The organism is Rhodocytophaga aerolata (assembly GCF_030503435.1).
In the GTDB taxonomy this organism is placed as follows: Bacteria; Bacteroidota; Bacteroidia; order Cytophagales; family 172606-1; genus Rhodocytophaga; species Rhodocytophaga aerolata.
On record NZ_JAUKPO010000014.1, the window covers coordinates 23,433 to 40,646 of the forward strand.

Consider the following 17,214-nt stretch of genomic DNA (forward strand, 5'->3'; position numbering starts at 1 on the left):
CCGGAAGCCATGACCAATTTTCTTAAAACCATTACTGGTGGGAAGATGAGCCCCTATGCGCTCGTAGATACCTTTCCGCACATCAGCCAAGGTGCTTCCATGGACTGCGGCCCTACCAGCCTTGCGATGATCTTCCGCTACTACGGAGCAGAGAATACACAGTACCTGCTCACCAGGCTCAGCGAAGTAACTACGGAAGGTACCAGTTTATACGACTTGATGTCCGTAGCCGAGAGCTTTGGTTTTAAAGCAGAAGGCTACGAACTGGATTATGAATACCTGCAAAAGATTCAATTGCCTTGCATTGCTCATTACGACGGACAGCATTTCGTAGTCGTGTACGAAGCCACCGACAGCTATGTACGCGTGGCTGATCCGGCCTTTGGCAAGGCCCGTTACACCCGCGAGCAGTTTACCAATAAGTGGAGCGGCGTAGTGCTGGAACTCAAACCTACCGACAAGTTCAAAGAAAATACAGAGCTGAAAGAAGCAGTAGCCAAACACAAAGAGGAGAAACAGTCTATTTTCAGGCAACTATACTTGCCCATTATCAAGGAAAATAAAAAGGTACTTCTCGAAATTGCCCTTTTCTCACTGTTGCTGGAACTAGTAGGTCTGGTATTACCGCTGTTCACACAGACCATGCTCGACAATGTGCTCATTAACCAGAACAAGAAGCTGCTGGTAGGTATTTTGGTAGGCTTGATGCTGGTATTTGTAGTGCAAGTGGTGCTCACCTACACCCGCAGCATGCTGATGGTGCATTACCGCTTTCGGTTTGAGATGGACTTTATGAGTAAGTTCTTTGAGCGGTTCATTTCCCTGAAGCAGAAATATTACGATAACCGCAAGCGGGAAGAATTTATGTCCCGCTTTCAGGAAGGGGTAGGTATCCGGCAATTAACCAATCCGGTAATTATCCAGAACTTTCTGGATGTATTGTTCATGATGGTGTACTTTCCGGTGCTCATCTGGTTTAACAGTGCCTTGGGCTTTGTGGCGCTGGGCTGCTTTTTAGCTTACTGCCTTACTACAGTCTATTTCATTCCTATCGTTAAAAACCTGCGGTCCAAAGTCTATCACAAAAACCAGGCATCTCTGGGAGGCTTTCTGGATGCCCTGTTGGGTATCAAAACCGTAAAACTACTTTCCTTAGAAAAATATAAATTGTCCCGCTGGAAGCATATTCATCGAGAGTCCATTAACTCGGTAATGGACGATGAGCAGAAGCAAATCCTGATTAATTCTGTACAACGGCTCATTTTTATCTTTTCCCAGGTAGCCATCTACTGGCTGGGTGCCTACCAGGTATTTACCTCTCAGCTGAGCATTGGCCAGTACATGGCTTTTACCTCCATCTTTATGACAGTGATGAACTCTGTGAACAGTGTGAGTATGCTCTGGATGATGGTGACGCAGCTAAGTGTGAGTTTTGAAAAAGTAAATGAAATTTTCCTGGAAGAGAAGGAAGAGACAGATGTACAGGGGAAATCACACCGCTTTTCTGATGAAGTAATCCGCTTTGAGAATGTTTCTTTCAAATACAATAAAAAAGACGAAAAGTATATCCTGAAAAATTTGAACTGCCAAATACGCAAAGGCGAACGCATTGGTATTGTAGGCCGTAACGGAGCCGGAAAATCTACCTTTGTTAAACTGCTTATGAACCTGTATCCGGATTACGACGGCAATATTTGGTGCGATGGTACAGAATTGCGGCAGGTACATCCCAAGGTCTTGCGCAAGCATATACATATGTTTCCGCAGGAAACCTACATTTTCAATGACACTATCAAGGAAAATATCCGCTGCGCTAACCTGTCAGCCAGCACCGAACAAATTGTAGAGGCAGCCCAACTAGCCGACTTGCACGACTTTGTAAAAGCGAATCATCTGGGCTATAACCATATGGTGGGCAATTTTGGTAGTAATCTGTCTGGTGGGCAAGTACTGAAAATTGGCTTTGCCCGCTTGTTTGTTACCAGTCCTGAGCCAGATGTAATTATTCTGGATGAAGCCAGTAGTGCCCTGGATGTGGAAACTGAGAAAAAAATCCTGGAGAATATCTATGAACGGTATGCTGGCAAAACCATCATTTCTATTGCCCACCGCTTACATACGCTTAAGAATGCCGACCGTATCCTGGTGTTTGACCAGGGAACCATTGCTGAGCAAGGCAAACACCAGAGCCTGTTAGCACAAAAGGGCATCTATTATGATTTCATGAAAACCTATGTAGACTATTAACCCTATGATACCCACTGATATCGAATTTACCCTGGCAGATACTCAAGTATCGCATACAGATAGATTAACTAAACAAATACTTTCTACTAGAACCGGGCCTTCTATTCTTGCCGACCTGTCAGAAAAACAGTACGAAGAATTGTACCATGTAGATGATGCGCCCATTGCCGATGTACGACAAAAAGCCCTGAGCCGGATGGGATGGTGGGCCGTTTTTCTGGCAATTACCGGTGCCATCGCTGGCTGCCTGGTGAAGTTTCCCGATATGATTCAGATTCCATTTGTAGTCAAATCCCAGGTTTCGGAAGAAATTTACCGGTTTCCCTCCAGCGTATACATTGAAAAAATATTGGTAAAAAGTGGGCAGGTGGTAGAGGCCGGGACCCCGGTCTTAGAAATAAGTGCGCCGGATATTGCTGCACTTGTAAACCAATACACACTTGCCCAGGCTAAGCTAAACAGCTTTCAAAACCACAAAAGGCTCTCTTCCGAAAATGAACAAACTATTTTGCAAATTAATATAGAAAAAGTAAAAGAAGATATCCGCTTGAAAGATGTGCAGAAAGAAGGGCTGGAAAAGAAATGGGCAGGTGAGAAAGTAAAGCTTCAATACGAAGTAGAAGAGGCCAGGCGGATTTATGAGGCCAATGAACAGATTTACAAAACCGGAGACATTAGTAAGAATGACTTACATGGGTTGAAAGCAAACCTGCTGCGGGCAGAACAGGGGTATACTACTGCGTATCAAAACTACCTGACTGAACGCAGTTCTCTGCAACAAGCAATTGTTTCCGGTAAGCTGGAAGTAAATAGTCTGGAAAAGCAGATTGCCAAAACTAGTAATGACCTAAACCTGGAAGCGGAGCAACTCCAAAGTTCACTGGCTTCCATCACAAAACAAATTGAGGGTACCTTTGGCGCATTTGAAATTACAACTACGCACCACCTGCTGTTGAAGGCACAAAAAAGTGGCAAAGTATCCTTTGTCTTTGAAGGAGAAAAAGAAGCCGTCCCTGGCACTATTCTACTGAAACTGATTGTGAAAGATGCGCCTTTGTATGCCTATGTACAGGTAAACTCTTCCCAGATAGGTAAGGTAAAAAAAGGTCAGCCAGTGGTAATGAAGCTGGATGCCTATCCGGTGTATGAATGGGGAAGCGTAAAAGGTATAGTAGAGGAAGTATCACTGACGCCAGATGAAAAAGGAATGTTTAACCTACGGGTACAGATCACAAATTATAATAGACTCCAACAACTGGTACGCATTGGCATGCAAGGAAACGGAAATATTATTTTCAATGAACGTACCCTCTTTGGCTATATATTTATCAAATTCCAGAAAGCGGCCAGCGACCTCACTGAGTAAATGCTTCAGGCCTTTCTTTGCAAGTAAATCTACCCCAATAACTCTATTTACTTCCCAGCTTCTGCTGAAAGTTAGCGGTATATTATCAGCTAACTATCCGCAGGAGCTTATTTTTAAGTAAGTATTCGGCAGGCAGTACAGATAATTTTCAAAAAATACTTGGAATTTTCATAATAAATTCAATATTTACTAATTGAGTATCAACCGCCTGCTGAGATTTACCTTCAGCCAAAGGCTCCTATGCAACACTATGAATCCGACCAACACCTCAGATCCCGAATATTACCATAAAGTGGTAGACTGCCAGTATGCTTGTCCGGCACATACCCCAGTACCCGAATACATCCGGTTGATAGCTGCTGAAAAATATACGGAAGCCTATATGATCAACTGGGAATCCAATGTGTTTCCCGGAGTGTTAGGCCGTACCTGCGACCGTCCCTGCGAACCTGCCTGCCGCCGGGGTAGAGTAGAAGAAGAGCCAGTAGCCATTTGCCGCTTGAAGCGCGTAGCGGCTGATAACAAAGGAGATGTAAAAGCGCATATGCCTCAAGGGCCTTTTCTACCCAATGGTAAAAAAATAGCCTTAATTGGTGGCGGGCCTGCTTCCCTAACAGTTGCCAGAGATCTGGCGCCTCTGGGCTATGAAATCCATCTATTCGATGAGCAAATAAAGGGCGGCGGCATGATGCGAAGCCAGATTCCGGCTTTCCGCTTACCAGAGACAGTATTGAATGAGGAAGTAAACTATATTCTGGATATGGGTATCCACACCCATTTTAAAACCTATGTGAGTAGTTTAAAAGAGGTGTTAGGAAAAGGATACGATGCTGTATTTGTAGGAACCGGTGCTCCCCGGGGCCGCGACTTAAGTAACCTGCCTGGGAGAAAAGAGGGAGCAGCTAACATACATATAGGCATAGAATGGCTGGCTAATGTAGCTTTTGAACATATTCATTCGGTTGGCAAAAAAGTAATTGTGCTTGGAGGTGGGAATACCGCCATGGACTGCTGCCGTACTTCCCGCAGATTGGGTGGCGAACAGGTAAAGGTGGTAGTACGTAGCCCGTTTAAAGAGATGAAAGCTTCGCCCTGGGAAAAAGAAGATGCGATGCACGAGGATGTTCAAATTTTTGAAAACCATGTGCCGCTTAGCTTTGAGGTGCAACATGGCAAACTCATCGGGATGAAGTTTGAAAAAGTACATCCAGTGTATGATAGCAGCGGCAAACGCCAGTTGCTGCCAACCGGCGAACCCGATGTGTTTATAGAAGCAGACGATGTGCTGGTTGCCATAGGCCAGGAGAACAGCTTCCCCTGGATTGAACGCGATTTAGGTCTGGAGTTTGACAAATGGGCGATGCCTGTAGTGAATCAGGCTACGTATCAATCTACATTACCAAATGTATTTTTTGGTGGCGATGCGGCTTTTGGCCCTAAAAACGTCATTACGGCCGTAGCCCACGGACATCAGGCAGCCGTGTCGATAGACCTGTATTGCCAGGGGAAAGATTTGACCAACAGGCCAAGCCCGCTTACCAACCTGATTAGTCAGAAAATGGGTATTCACGAATGGAGCTACGATAGCTTTGTAGCCGCCGATCAACGGTTTGTGGTGCCTCAGGCTGAAAAGACGGAGACGTTAAGAGACCGCCGGAAAGAGGTAGAACTAGGTTTTGATAAACTTACTGCCTTCAAAGAAGCACAACGTTGCCTGAACTGCGATGTGCAAACTGTATTCACCGAAAACCGCTGTATCGAGTGTGATGCCTGTATGGATGTGTGCCCTACCTCGTGCATTACCTTTACTCCCAATGCCGAAGAACCTGACCTGCGGATGCAACTGCTGGTGCCAGCAGAGAATACAACACAGGATTTACTGGTTTCTGCGCCCTTGGCTACAGGCCGGGTAATGGTTAAAGATGAAGATGTTTGCCTTCATTGCGGATTATGCGCGGAAAGGTGCCCAACCTCAGCCTGGGACATGCAAAAATATTTTTATAGTGTAGCCAAAGCCGGGTGTAAGTAGCTGCGGAATAATTTGTACTGGCTCCGATTGAAATACTAGAAACTAAGTTTGATATACTTCTGGCTCCATTTTAATGATGAATAATAAAATTAATGATTTTGTCGTACGCTTTGCTAATGTAAATGGTACAGGTTCGGCAAGTGCCAATTTCCTTTTTGCCAAATCTATTTTCCGGATGGGCATTCCGGTAACACCCAAAAATATTTTTCCATCTAATATACAGGGCTTGCCTACCTGGTATGAAGTACGCGTAAGTGAAAAAGGCTACCTGGGTAGGCGTGAAGGCATAGACCTAATGGTGTGTGTAAATCCACAGAGCATGGCTCAGGATGTGAAAAGTGTAAAACCCGGCGGCTATTTTATGTACGACAGTACAAAAAAACTACCTGTGGAATACATACGGCCTGATATCACCTATCTTCCCATTCCGCTAATGGAAATGTGTAATGCAAATTTTACAGAACCACGTCAGCGGCAGTTGTTTAAAAATATTATTTATGTAGGTGCCCTGTCTCAGTTGCTGAGTATAGAATTTGGCGTATTGCAGGATTTATTGTCGGAGCAGTTCACCGGCAAAGAAAAGCTTATTGCCCCCAATGTTAAATCACTGCTGCTAGGGATAGACTATGTAAAAGCTCACTTTGAGTATCCATTAGCTATTCACCTGGAAAGGCGGAATCTGGTGGGTGATTCTATTATGACAGATGGAAATTCCGCCTGCGGATTGGGTGCTATTTATGGAGGAGCCACTGTTTGTGCTTGGTACCCCATTACTCCTTCCACATCGGTGGCAGAAGCTTTTGAAAATTATGCCAACGAACTACGGATAGATAAAGAAACCGAAGAAAAAAAGTTTGCCATTGTACAGGCAGAAGATGAACTGGCCGCTATGGGTATGGTAATAGGCGCAAACTGGAACGGGGCCAGGGCATTTACGGCTACTAGTGGCCCCGGTGTATCATTAATGAATGAATTTCTGGGCCTGGCCTATTTTGCCGAAGTACCGGCCGTACTTATAGATGTGCAACGGACCGGCCCTAGTACTGGTATGCCTACCCGTACGCAGCAATCCGATATTCAGCTGGCAGCTTATGCATCGCATGGCGATACCAGGCATATATTATTGTTTCCGGCTACCCCTAAGGAATGTTTTGAGATGACCGCCGAAAGCTTTGATCTGGCAGAACAGCTACAAACTCCGGTAATTCTGATGACTGACCTGGACCTGGGGATGAATGACCACATGAGTGCTCCTTTTGAATGGAACGATACCCGTAGCTACAAACGCGGAAAGGTGCTTACTGCTAATGAACTGGAAGATATAGGACGTTTTGGCCGCTACCTCGATACCGATGGCGATGGCATTACTTACCGCACGTATCCAGGCACACATCCAACAAAAGGTGCTTTTTTTACCCGTGGCACTTCCCGCGACGAATATGCCGTATATACAGAAGATGGGGCTGCTTACAAGCGTAACATGGACCGGTTGATGGTAAAGTGGAATACAGCCAAAAAAATGGTGCCCCCTCCGCAAATGTACCAGGAAACGAATCAGAGCAACTTAGGAATTATTTTCTTTGGCACTTCTACTTATTCGGCAGAGGAAGCTATGGATCAGTTAGCCAATGAAGGTACAGTTTTAGATGCTATGCGAATAAAATCTTTTCCTTTCACTAAAGCTGTAGAAGAGTTTATTCATATGCATAACACCCTGTTTGTAATTGAACAGAACCGCGATGCCCAGATGCGTGGCCTGTTGATGTTGGAGTTGCAAATAAACCCGGCTAAATTGATTTCAGTGTTAAATTACGATGGCATGCCTATTACGGCACATGCCATTGCCAAACAGATTTCCAACCATCTTTTACCTATTACCCCTCAGCAAAATGAGCTACCTGCGACCGTTATTTAGGCATCCGAAACTGCCAACCAATAAAATTGGCTATACCAAAAAAGAATATGAAGGGGCCTTATCTACCCTGTGCGCTGGCTGCGGACACGATAGTATTAGTGCAGCCATTGTTCAGGCATGTTACGAAATGTCTATCGCCCCGCATCATGTGGCAAAGCTGTCAGGTATCGGTTGTTCATCCAAAACACCTACGTATTTCCTGGGTAATTCCCACGGATTTAATTCTGTACATGGCAGGATGCCTTCTGTAGCGACAGGAGCCAATATGGCCAACCGCGATTTAGTATACTTTGGCGTTTCCGGCGATGGAGATACTGCTTCTATTGGGATGGGCCAGTTTGTGCACGTTATTCGCCGGAATCTGAATATGGTGTATATTGTGATGAACAATGGCTGTTATGGCCTTACCAAAGGACAGGATTCGGCTACCGCTGATGAAGGCTCCAGAAGCAAAGCTGGTTCAGTAAATCCTTTTCAGGCTATAGATCTGGCGAGTCTGGCGGTAGAGTTAGGGGCTACGTTTGTGGCCCAGAGTTTCAGTGGAGATAAACAACAGCTTATTCCGCTCATTAAGGCGGCCATCCATCATAAAGGGTTTGCTTTTATTAATGTGGTTTCTCCCTGTGTTACCTTCAATAACAATCCCGGTTCTACCAAATCGTATGATTATGTCCGGGAGCACATAGAAGCAACCGCTACGGTAGATTTTGTTCCGGAAAAAAGAGAAATAACTACTTACTATGATGAAGGTACGGATAAACTAGTAACCATGCATGATGGAAGTTATCTGCATCTGCATAAACTGGCTAAAAATTGGGACCCCACAAACCGGATATCTGCTGCTAGCGCCTTACAAAAAGCCAGAGCCAATGGGGAAATTCTGACAGGTTTATTATATGTTAATACCGAATTTAAAGACCTGCATGCTACGCTGAATACCAGTAAAACACCCCTGAATACCCTTATCGAAAAAGATTTATGCCCCGGCTCGGCTGCGTTAGCAACTATTAATGCAGGTTTGCGGTAATAACAACACTGCCTGCTATAGATAGTTTTATAGTAGGCAGTGTTAATTTAAACAATTTCAAGATTGGTACTCTGGCAACCTATTTATTTAGTAAGAACCATTTTCTTATTGTCTACCGTGTTGCCATCAATAACCAAGTGGTAGATGTAGGTGCCGGGGGTCAGGATCTGGGTAGAAATTTCCACGGCTCCTTCATCCATAATTAAGAGTTGTTTGCTGAACACTTCCTGTCCGGTAACCGAATAGACTTTCAAGTAAGCCGAAGAGGCAGTAGCGGGCACTGAATAGCGGATGAGGGTAGAAGAGCCATAGGGGTTGGGCTGATTCTGCCAGAGTCTGGCTACCGCGTCGCTGCCCGGATTTTGTTTGTTGAGCATCTGTTTGATCTGGGCTAGCTCACTTTTTAACTGCTCATTCTCAGACTTAAGTTCTTTCACCGCATTCACCAGCATATAGGTAAGGGCATTGGCATCATAATCCAGGTATTTTTCTTGCTTACCGGTAGTATCTTGGTAAATGAACTCTCCAATCATATGAGGAGCTACCTGCTGTACCTGTTGGGCAATGACGCCTACATATTTTTTATCGGTAGGCAAACCGGCTTTGCCGTTGTAGCGAAACCAGACAGGTTCAATGGCCATCACCTGGCTTAATCCTTCCTGATAGGGCTCTACCTCTTGTTTTAAGTTTTTATCGGAAGCTACTACCCAGCTACCCCCACCTACTTTAGCAGCATCACTGGCATTGACATGCAGGCGGTAGCTTGGTGAAGTAGTGCCAATGCCTACATTGGTATTGGCAGTGGCTCCATTGGTGCCATTAATGCTGCCTAATACAAGCTTGTTGGAGCCTGTTACACGGGATTTATGACCAATAGCGGTAGCATTGGAAAGGTTATTTACACCAGGTCCGGCCAGGTAACCAAGGGCAGAGTTACCAAAACCAGATAAGTTTCCTGTACCAGCAGACCTGCCTACAAAGGTGTTTTCATAACCTGTAGTGTTATTATCGCCAGAACTGCGGCCCAGATATGTATTCGATGAGCCTGTAGTTGTATTTAATCCGGCATCTTTACCCATGAATGCGTTGGAATTTCCAGTACTATTATTGCGGCCGGCGTAATATCCTAGAAAAGCGTTATCTGATGCATTATTATAGTAGCCTGCACCACTTCCGAAAATAGAATTTCTTGTTCCGGTAGTGTTGCTTGTACCTGTTCCGCTTCCGAAAAAGGAATTGCTGGCACCGGTAGTGTTACTAAAACCTGCAAGATTACCAACAAACGTATTAGAACTGGCTGTCGTATTATTTGCTCCGGAGGCATACCCAATGAATGTATTACTTAATCCGGTGGTGTTGTCATACCCGGCTCCACTGCCTATAATTACATTGTAGCTACCACTGTTATTGGTATAGCCAGCGTTACTGCCTAGGAATACATTATAAAATCCATTGCTATTGTAGAAGCCAGACCGGTACCCAACAAATACATTCTCACCAAAACTACTGGAAGTAAAATACCCTGCATAAGCACCTATGGAAGTATTAAAACTGGTAGATTTGTTGGATGCACCGGCGTAGAAGCCAAAGGCTGTATTAAGTGAACCTGCTGTATTGTTTATACCTGCTCCATAGCCGGCAAAAGCATTATAGTCGCCGGTAGTATTGTTGGCTCCGGCAGAAATACCGCTAAAATAGTTTCCTGATTGAGAAAAAGCAGGTTTTGCAGACAAGGCTACACATAGAAAGGTAGCCAGACATAGGTAAAGATTGGGTTTCATAAGTACAGATAGATTTAAGGGGAAAATTGATTACACTATTCAAGGGCAAATGCGCCTTTAAATTTTCTATATGGATTAGCACAAATGCTAGGAAATACATTAGTAGCTAGCTGTGATTAACCAATTGAAGTACTCACCTTGCTGCAAAAGCAAAGAATATAAAATGCCTAAGCACCTGGTATGTGCACTGTTACTATACTTTAAGTAAGAAAATTTAGCCTCGGTTTAAGCAGATAAACCTGTTTAATTGAGTAAAAAAGAATACTGAAAAAGTCCATAGCAGATAATCCATTAGTGAAATGAATTAGGAATACAACAGTTTACGATCTATGGTCGAAATCCCTAAAAGTCAACAGCAATTGGCTGTAGAAATTTTAGGTGCAATAGCTGAAATTTGCAAGATGTGGTTAAATAAGTCGCTGTCAGTAAGAAGTTTACTTAACTAATTTTACAAAAAAAATGGCAGAATTCAATATATAGAACTATAAATATTTTATGTTCTTTTTGTCTGTAAGAGGGCATTCCATTCTGCTTTGCTTCTGCTCACCTAGAGTAGTGCGGTTCCCTTTAATCTTATTAACCATCGCCTATAATTCTGACCGAACGGGGCACACCGGCCAGGCTACCATACGTAATTTTGTAAACGGGGAGTATTTTAGTATACTTACGTTGATTCTTGACTCATATACCGATATAAACCACTTATACGCTTGAAACTTGCCGCAATTGACATTGGCTCCAATGCAGCCAGGCTACAAATTACAAATGTATTACACGACGGACCAGATGTTCATTTCAAAAAAGTAGAATACGTCCGTTTTCCCCTCAGGCTAGGCCACGATGTATTTACCATTAAAAGAATAAGTCCCGAACGTGAAGAAAAGTTAGTGAAACTATTGCACTCTTTTAAGCTGCTAATGGAACTTCACGAGGTAAAAGATTACTACATCTGCGCTACGTCGGCCATGCGGGAATCGGCTAACTGTTCAGAAGTCAGCGCACATGTACAAAGCCGATTAGGCATGAAAATCCATGTGATTGATGGGAGCAAAGAAGCCGAACTCACCAACAAAGCTATTATCACCTATCTATCGCCGGATAAAAATTATATACATATAGATGTAGGTGGGGGAAGTACAGAGCTTAATTTGTACATTAACAAAGAAAAAGTGGCTGCCAAGTCGTTTAAACTAGGTTCTGTGAGGCATTTGGAACATAGTGAATCTCCGGTAACCTGGCGCAAAATGAAAGAATGGATAGAAGACCATGTGCTATCGGTACAAGGCACAATAATAGCGGTAGGCACCGGGGGGAATATAAGTAAGATTTATGATATGGCGGAAAGGAAAGAAGGTAATGCTATTCCGCGGGAAGAAGTGGTACGCGTGCAAACCTATATTGCCGGATATACATTAGAAGAGCGGATTAATCACCTGCAACTTAATCCTGACCGGGCCGATGTGATTGTGCCCGCCACTGATATTTACTTGTCTGCCATGAAATGGGCCAAAGCCACCGAAATTATTGTACCCGATGTAGGCCTCAAAGATGGCATTATTCAAATGTTGTTTGAGAAACATAACCAGCCCCGGCAAATTAAGGCAGCCAACCGTAGCAGTATTTAATTAAAATTCTAACTTTGCAGACTATTTTATTTAAGTAACGAAAGATGCTCCTTGACTTTGAGAAACCTATTGCAGACCTAGAGGCAAAATTGGCAGATATGAAACAGCTGGCACAAGACAAACATGTGGATGTACATACAGCTGTGAAATTTCTGGAAGAAAGTATAATTAAATTAAAGAAAGAAACGTACCAGAACTTAACCCGCTGGCAACGTGTGCAACTTTCGCGCCATTCCGAAAGGCCCTATACTTTAGATTATGTTTATAATATTACCGATCAGTTTATTGAACTGTTTGGCGACCGCACAGTAAAAGACGATAAAGCCATGGTAGGCGGGTTTGGTGCTATTGATGGGCAAACCTTTATGATTATTGGGCAGCAGAAAGGCCGCAACACTAAGCAACGCCAGCAGCGTAATTTCGGCATGGCCAACCCGGAAGGCTATCGAAAAGCATTGCGGTTAATGAAAATGGCCGAGAAATTTAATAAGCCCATAGTTACCTTTATTGATACCCCAGGTGCCTATCCTGGTATTGAAGCAGAAGAACGCGGCCAGGGCGAGGCCATTGCCCGTAACCTGCGGGAAATGTTTATGCTGAAAGTGCCTGTTATTTGTATCATTATTGGTGAAGGCGCTTCAGGCGGTGCCTTAGGTATAGCTATCGGCGATAAAGTATTGATGCTGGAGAATACCTGGTATTCGGTGATTTCTCCTGAATCTTGCTCATCTATTTTGTGGAGAAGCTGGGAATATAAAGAACAGGCGGCAGAAGCTTTGAAACTAACCGCCGAAGATATGATGAAGTTCAAGCTGATAGATGGCATTATTGAAGAGCCTCTTGGAGGAGCACATACCGATATCAATCGTATGTCGCAAACAGTAAAGCAGGAAATTATTCGCAACCTGGATATACTCAACCAGCTCACACCGCAGGAACGCATTAACCTTCGCATAGAAAAATTCTGTTCTATGGGTGTGTATATCGAGTAACAGCAGTAGTTAATACATTATTTTCATGCAGCTCCATACTATAGATACCGGTTTTTTTAAGTTGGATGGCGGAGCTATGTTTGGTGTAGTGCCCAAAACCATCTGGCAGAAAACCAACCCAGCCGACGAAAATAATATGTGTACATGGGCTATGCGGTGCTTGTTGGTAGAAGATGGAAACAAGCTGATTCTGATTGATAATGGCATAGGTACTAAACAAGACTCAAAATTTCTGAGCTATTACTACCTGCATGGCGAAGCCGACTTAATTTCTTCCATTCATAAAGCCGGGTATTTACCTGACCAGATTACCGATGTTGTTCTTACCCACCTCCACTTCGATCATTGTGGGGGCGGGGTACAATATAATGCCAGCCGGACAGGCTATGAGCTTACGTTTAAAAATGCTAAATACTGGACAAATTCCTCTCACTGGCAATGGGCAACTCATCCCAATCCGCGTGAAAAGGCTAGTTTCTTAAAGGAAAACCTGCTGCCGATGCAGGAAAGTGGCCACCTGCATTTTATAGAAACAGACCAAGCTTCTCCCTTCACACATATAGATTTTATTTTTGTAGATGGCCATACAGAAAAAATGATGCTGCCCAGAATTAATTATCAGGGTAGAAAAATTCTGTTTGTAGCCGATCTGTTTCCTTCTACCAGCCATATTCCTATTCCCTATGTAATGGGTTACGACACCAGGCCCCTGCTGACTATGGAGGAGAAAACAAATGTACTTCATCAGGCAGCCGACGAAAACTATCTCCTGTTTTTTGAACATGACCCTTTTGCTGCTTGTGCTACCGTAGCATATACCGAAAAAGGTATCCGTGTTAAAGAAAAAGGGCAACTAACCGATTTCCTTTCGTAAGCGCGTTTCCTATTAGTTCATAAATAATCCCCTCCTGCTAGACTTATTTTCATTTTCTACGTGTTTATAAACATAGAAGCATTAATTGTTTTACCTCTATACATAAGGCCGTATTCATACTAAAGGTAGCTTACCTTCTTTCATAAACTTATCTCATGCAGAGAATTTTGCTTAATGGGTAATTTAGATCCATACAATTTCTCCCAATAGCCGGAATAATACAGATTTGAAAGAAAAGGTTAAATAGCTGACCGGGTATTTTTAAGGCTTAATGCCTTTTTGTGTAGCTAACAACCTTAATAAAACGTAACAAAATAACCGATGAAAATAGGACTCGCATTATCTGGGGGTGGTGCCAAAGGATTTGCCCATTTGGGGGTAATGAAAGGCCTGCTAGAACAGGGATTTCAGCCGCAGATTATTTCAGGTGTAAGTGCCGGAGCCGTTGCAGCAGCTCTGTATGCAGCAGGCTATCATCCGGACAAAATTCTGGAAATATTTATTGCATCCAAGTTTCACCGGTTTATGCGAATTTCGGTAAGCTTTACCGGTATCCTGCGTATGGAACGGGTGGAGAAATTATATGAGATGTACCTTCCGGCTACTTTTGAAGATCTAAAAATTCCGGTAGTTGTATCAGCAACAGACCTTCAGGCTGGTAAAACTGTTTTTTTTGATAAGGGACCTTTAGTAAAGCCACTGATTGCCACTTGTTGTATACCTGGCATGTTTGAGCCTATGCGGATCGATGGCCGGATGTATGTAGACGGAGGTATATTGAATAACCTTCCTGTAGAACCTCTGATAGGCAAATGTGACTATATTATTGGAGTACATACGAATCCCATAGACCCTGAGATGCCATTGCGGTCTATCCGGGCAATTATGGAAAGGACTTTATTATTGGCTGTTCAGAATAATGTAAAAGAACGGGCAGCTAAATGCAACCTGGTAATTGAACCTCCCACTTTACATCAATTTACTTCCTACGATGGCCGGAAGGCACGCCAAATTTTTGAAATAGGCTATGAATACACGATGCAGTTAACCGAAAAACTAGCTTCATTTAAAAATCCTTTGCCAGTAGATTCGTAATTAAATTCCTTTCCCTGTTTTGTCGGTAAATAGATGAGAATACCAGAATCTTTCTAAATTGCACTATTTTCCGGGAAAATACGACAATTCATGAGAGCAATTGCCAGGATTTATTTTGCCATTATCGGGTGGAGAACATACAATGGTATTCCTGCAGAGGTAAAAAAATATGTAATGATTGGGGCGCCACATACCAGCAATTGGGATTTTCCCATAGCCATGGCTGCTCTGTTACTAATGCGTGTTAAGGTTAATTATCTGGCTAAAAAGGAGTTATTTAAATTTCCTTTAGGAATTATTATGCGGTATTTTGGCGGTATATCCGTCGACCGCAGTAAAAATACCCGCATGGTAGATAGCATGATCAGCGAATTTAAAAAGCATAATGACTTGGTATTATTAGTGCCTCCGGAAGGTACCCGTGGTTATGTTAAAGAATGGAAATCTGGGTTTTATTATGTGGCTTTGGGTGCCGGTGTACCAATTGCCCTAGCCTACCTGAACTATGCCAAAAAGGAAGCAGGTATTGCTAAGCTATTTTACCCAAGCGGCGATTATGCCAAAGATATTGAAGAGATAAAAAGCTTCTACAGAGGTATAACTGCCAAACATCCCGAAAGATCCAGTGTGCATTAGCTAGTTATGTCATTCAGCCGGCAGCAGAAAATTGAATGCTTGTTGCTAGCAAAAAAATTGTTAGAACGCCTGTCTAATTTCTGCGTTGATGCTACGAATCAATTCCTTAAAATAAGCCGGTGAATAAAGCAGGCGGCTGCCATACCAGGAAAACATTTCGCCATCCACCAATTTTACAATTGCCTGTGGATATATTTCTTTAAAATAAGTCAGATGCTCTTCTTTAAACGGGTAAGGCTCAGATGATAAGAAGATATATTCAGGATTTGCCTCTGTCAATTGCTCTTTAGTGATCTGCGGGTACCTCTTTAGATGAGCAAATACATTGATAAACCCACATTTGCTTAGCATTTGATCAATAAAGGTGTGCGACGCAGCTACCATATACGGATTTTGCCAGATAAAATACGCTACCGTTGGTGGATGTTTAAGTTGTGTAAGATCCTGAAAGGAGGTGAGAATAGTTTTTACCAACTCAGAGGCTTGTTGCTCTTTACCAGTTAGGCTCCCTATTTTATGTATCATGGCTAAAGCGTCTTCCATGGTCTTTATATCACTAATCCAGACAGGATACCTTTGTTGTAAAGCTTCTATGCCTTCTTTGTAGTTCTCCTCCTTATTCCCAATAATTAAGTCTGGTTGTAGCTGGTCGATCCGGGAGAAGTTGAAGTTTTTAGTGCCACCAATAATTGTTTTTGTTTTTAATAAATGAGGCGGGTGAATACAAAATTTGGTAATGCCCACTATCCGTTCTTCCAAACCTAAATCTACCAGTAACTCCGTTTGAGAGGGAACCAGAGAAATAATGCGTTTTGGCAGACTAGGCAGAGTCATAGGCAAAAATGATCAGTTTTGTGCTATTTATTTTTTTCGAGTTGCTTAATTAATACAGCAAAATCTTTGGGATAAGGCGCCTCTACCGTGATGCGTTCACTATTCATTAAACTGAAACTTAAAGAGAAAGCATGCAATGCAACTCTTTGAATGAGGGGTAGTTCTTCTGTATCTTTTTTCAAATTAAACTTGCGTTTGATGCTAGATAAATAAATATACTCGCCGCCATACTGAGGGTCGCATACAATGGGAGCTTTTAAAGCAGTTAGGTGAATACGGATCTGGTGCATACGGCCGGTAACAGGCCGGCATTGTACGAGCGTATGCTTGTGGTATAATTGCAGCGTATCAAAAAAGGTTTCGGCTTCTTTACCCCGCTGCCGGTCTATTTTTACGCTACCATTGGTTAGTGGATAGATAGGCAGATAAACACAGATGCCTTCAAATACATGGATTCCACTTACTACTGCATGATATACCTTGTCTACCTGCCTCTTTTCAAACTGAATAGATAATGCCCGGTAAGCTTCCGGATGTTTAGCCAGGGCCAGGATACCAGAAGTTTCTTTATCCAGCCGGTGATTTACCTGAATATCTCCAAAATAGTCTCTGGCCATCCGTAGAATACTGGTGCCTTCGCCGGTACGCTCGTCCAGAGAAGCAATATGTGGAGGCTTATTTATGAGAATATAATCTTCATTTTCGAAAATAATTAAGTCTTTAAACGGTATGACGGGCATAGGTGAGATAAAAGCAGTTAATAAAAAATGTAAAGGTAATGATTATGGTAAAC

At 43.1% G+C, this 17,214-nt stretch carries 13 protein-coding genes; 10 read left to right on the forward strand and 3 right to left on the reverse strand.

Annotation, left to right across the window (positions count from 1 at the left end):
- The first annotated feature begins 9 nt into the window (after nucleotides 1-9).
- From Q0590_RS21095 to Q0590_RS21115, 5 genes are all read left to right on the forward strand, one after another.
- On the forward strand, nucleotides 10-2,247 hold the full coding sequence (locus Q0590_RS21095) for a peptidase domain-containing ABC transporter (protein WP_302039589.1): 2,238 nt from the start codon (nucleotides 10-12) through the stop codon (nucleotides 2,245-2,247).
- Nucleotides 2,248-2,251: 4 nt separating this feature from the next.
- Nucleotides 2,252-3,613 (forward strand): HlyD family secretion protein, encoded by a 1,362-nt coding sequence (locus Q0590_RS21100; RefSeq protein ID WP_302039590.1) that lies wholly within the window; start codon nucleotides 2,252-2,254, stop codon nucleotides 3,611-3,613.
- A gap of 250 nt (nucleotides 3,614-3,863) precedes the next feature.
- Nucleotides 3,864-5,642, forward strand: coding sequence for an FAD-dependent oxidoreductase (locus Q0590_RS21105; RefSeq protein ID WP_302039591.1), 1,779 nt, complete (start codon nucleotides 3,864-3,866; stop codon nucleotides 5,640-5,642).
- 73 nt (nucleotides 5,643-5,715) lie between these two features.
- Complete coding sequence (locus Q0590_RS21110) at nucleotides 5,716-7,557, forward strand: 2-oxoacid:acceptor oxidoreductase subunit alpha (RefSeq protein ID WP_302039592.1); 1,842 nt, start codon at nucleotides 5,716-5,718, stop codon at nucleotides 7,555-7,557.
- Nucleotides 7,532-8,584, forward strand: coding sequence for a 2-oxoacid:ferredoxin oxidoreductase subunit beta (locus Q0590_RS21115; protein ID WP_302039593.1), 1,053 nt, complete (start codon nucleotides 7,532-7,534; stop codon nucleotides 8,582-8,584). Before Q0590_RS21110 ends, Q0590_RS21115 begins: the two co-directional genes overlap by 26 nt.
- 83 nt (nucleotides 8,585-8,667) lie before the next feature.
- Here Q0590_RS21115 and Q0590_RS21120 read toward each other — a convergent pair whose 3' ends face one another.
- The gene (locus Q0590_RS21120) at nucleotides 8,668-10,365 is read right to left on the reverse strand and encodes a tail fiber domain-containing protein (RefSeq protein WP_302039594.1); all 1,698 of its coding nucleotides are present in this window, start codon (nucleotides 10,363-10,365) and stop codon (nucleotides 8,668-8,670) included.
- Between the two features lie 710 nt (nucleotides 10,366-11,075).
- Here Q0590_RS21120 and Q0590_RS21125 point away from each other — a divergent pair.
- The 5 genes from Q0590_RS21125 (at nucleotide 11,076) to Q0590_RS21145 (ending at nucleotide 15,587) form a co-directional block, all read left to right on the forward strand.
- Nucleotides 11,076-11,990, forward strand: a complete 915-nt coding sequence (locus Q0590_RS21125; protein WP_302039595.1) for a Ppx/GppA phosphatase family protein — start codon at nucleotides 11,076-11,078, stop codon at nucleotides 11,988-11,990.
- Nucleotides 11,991-12,034: 44 nt separating this feature from the next.
- Nucleotides 12,035-12,982 carry an acetyl-CoA carboxylase carboxyltransferase subunit alpha gene (locus Q0590_RS21130; protein ID WP_302039596.1) on the forward strand — a complete coding sequence of 316 codons (948 nt, stop codon included), beginning with the start codon at nucleotides 12,035-12,037 and terminating at the stop codon, nucleotides 12,980-12,982.
- A gap of 25 nt (nucleotides 12,983-13,007) precedes the next feature.
- Nucleotides 13,008-13,856, forward strand: a complete 849-nt coding sequence (locus Q0590_RS21135; protein ID WP_302039597.1) for an MBL fold metallo-hydrolase — start codon at nucleotides 13,008-13,010, stop codon at nucleotides 13,854-13,856.
- Between the two features lie 321 nt (nucleotides 13,857-14,177).
- Nucleotides 14,178-14,951, forward strand: coding sequence for a patatin-like phospholipase family protein (locus Q0590_RS21140; protein WP_302039598.1), 774 nt, complete (start codon nucleotides 14,178-14,180; stop codon nucleotides 14,949-14,951).
- 90 nt (nucleotides 14,952-15,041) lie between these two features.
- Nucleotides 15,042-15,587, forward strand: a complete 546-nt coding sequence (locus Q0590_RS21145) for a lysophospholipid acyltransferase family protein (RefSeq protein ID WP_302039599.1) — start codon at nucleotides 15,042-15,044, stop codon at nucleotides 15,585-15,587.
- Between the two features lie 60 nt (nucleotides 15,588-15,647).
- On the opposite strand, the gene Q0590_RS21150 is transcribed toward Q0590_RS21145, so the two are convergent.
- Together Q0590_RS21150 and Q0590_RS21155 are read right to left on the reverse strand one after the other, a co-directional pair.
- Nucleotides 15,648-16,421: an ABC transporter substrate-binding protein gene (locus Q0590_RS21150; protein WP_302039600.1), complete on the reverse strand. Its 774-nt coding sequence runs from the start codon at nucleotides 16,419-16,421 to the stop codon at nucleotides 15,648-15,650.
- A gap of 23 nt (nucleotides 16,422-16,444) precedes the next feature.
- A complete protein-coding gene (locus Q0590_RS21155) occupies nucleotides 16,445-17,161 on the reverse strand; it encodes an RluA family pseudouridine synthase (protein WP_302039601.1) in 717 nt (238 codons plus the stop codon).
- Nucleotides 17,162-17,214: the final 53 nt, after the last annotated feature.

Coding starts and splice junctions, on each gene's coding strand:
- Q0590_RS21155 (WP_302039601.1), bottom strand. CDS start 17,161: ATGCCCGTCATACCGTTTAAAGACTTAATTATTTTCGAAAATGAAGAT.
- Q0590_RS21130 (WP_302039596.1), top strand. CDS start 12,035: ATGCTCCTTGACTTTGAGAAACCTATTGCAGACCTAGAGGCAAAATTG.
- Q0590_RS21110 (WP_302039592.1), top strand. CDS start 5,716: ATGATGAATAATAAAATTAATGATTTTGTCGTACGCTTTGCTAATGTA.
- Q0590_RS21135 (WP_302039597.1), top strand. CDS start 13,008: ATGCAGCTCCATACTATAGATACCGGTTTTTTTAAGTTGGATGGCGGA.
- Q0590_RS21100 (WP_302039590.1), top strand. CDS start 2,252: ATGATACCCACTGATATCGAATTTACCCTGGCAGATACTCAAGTATCG.
- Q0590_RS21120 (WP_302039594.1), bottom strand. CDS start 10,365: ATGAAACCCAATCTTTACCTATGTCTGGCTACCTTTCTATGTGTAGCC.
- Q0590_RS21145 (WP_302039599.1), top strand. CDS start 15,042: ATGAGAGCAATTGCCAGGATTTATTTTGCCATTATCGGGTGGAGAACA.
- Q0590_RS21140 (WP_302039598.1), top strand. CDS start 14,178: ATGAAAATAGGACTCGCATTATCTGGGGGTGGTGCCAAAGGATTTGCC.
- Q0590_RS21150 (WP_302039600.1), bottom strand. CDS start 16,421: ATGACTCTGCCTAGTCTGCCAAAACGCATTATTTCTCTGGTTCCCTCT.
- Q0590_RS21105 (WP_302039591.1), top strand. CDS start 3,864: ATGAATCCGACCAACACCTCAGATCCCGAATATTACCATAAAGTGGTA.
- Q0590_RS21115 (WP_302039593.1), top strand. CDS start 7,532: ATGAGCTACCTGCGACCGTTATTTAGGCATCCGAAACTGCCAACCAAT.
- Q0590_RS21095 (WP_302039589.1), top strand. CDS start 10: ATGACCAATTTTCTTAAAACCATTACTGGTGGGAAGATGAGCCCCTAT.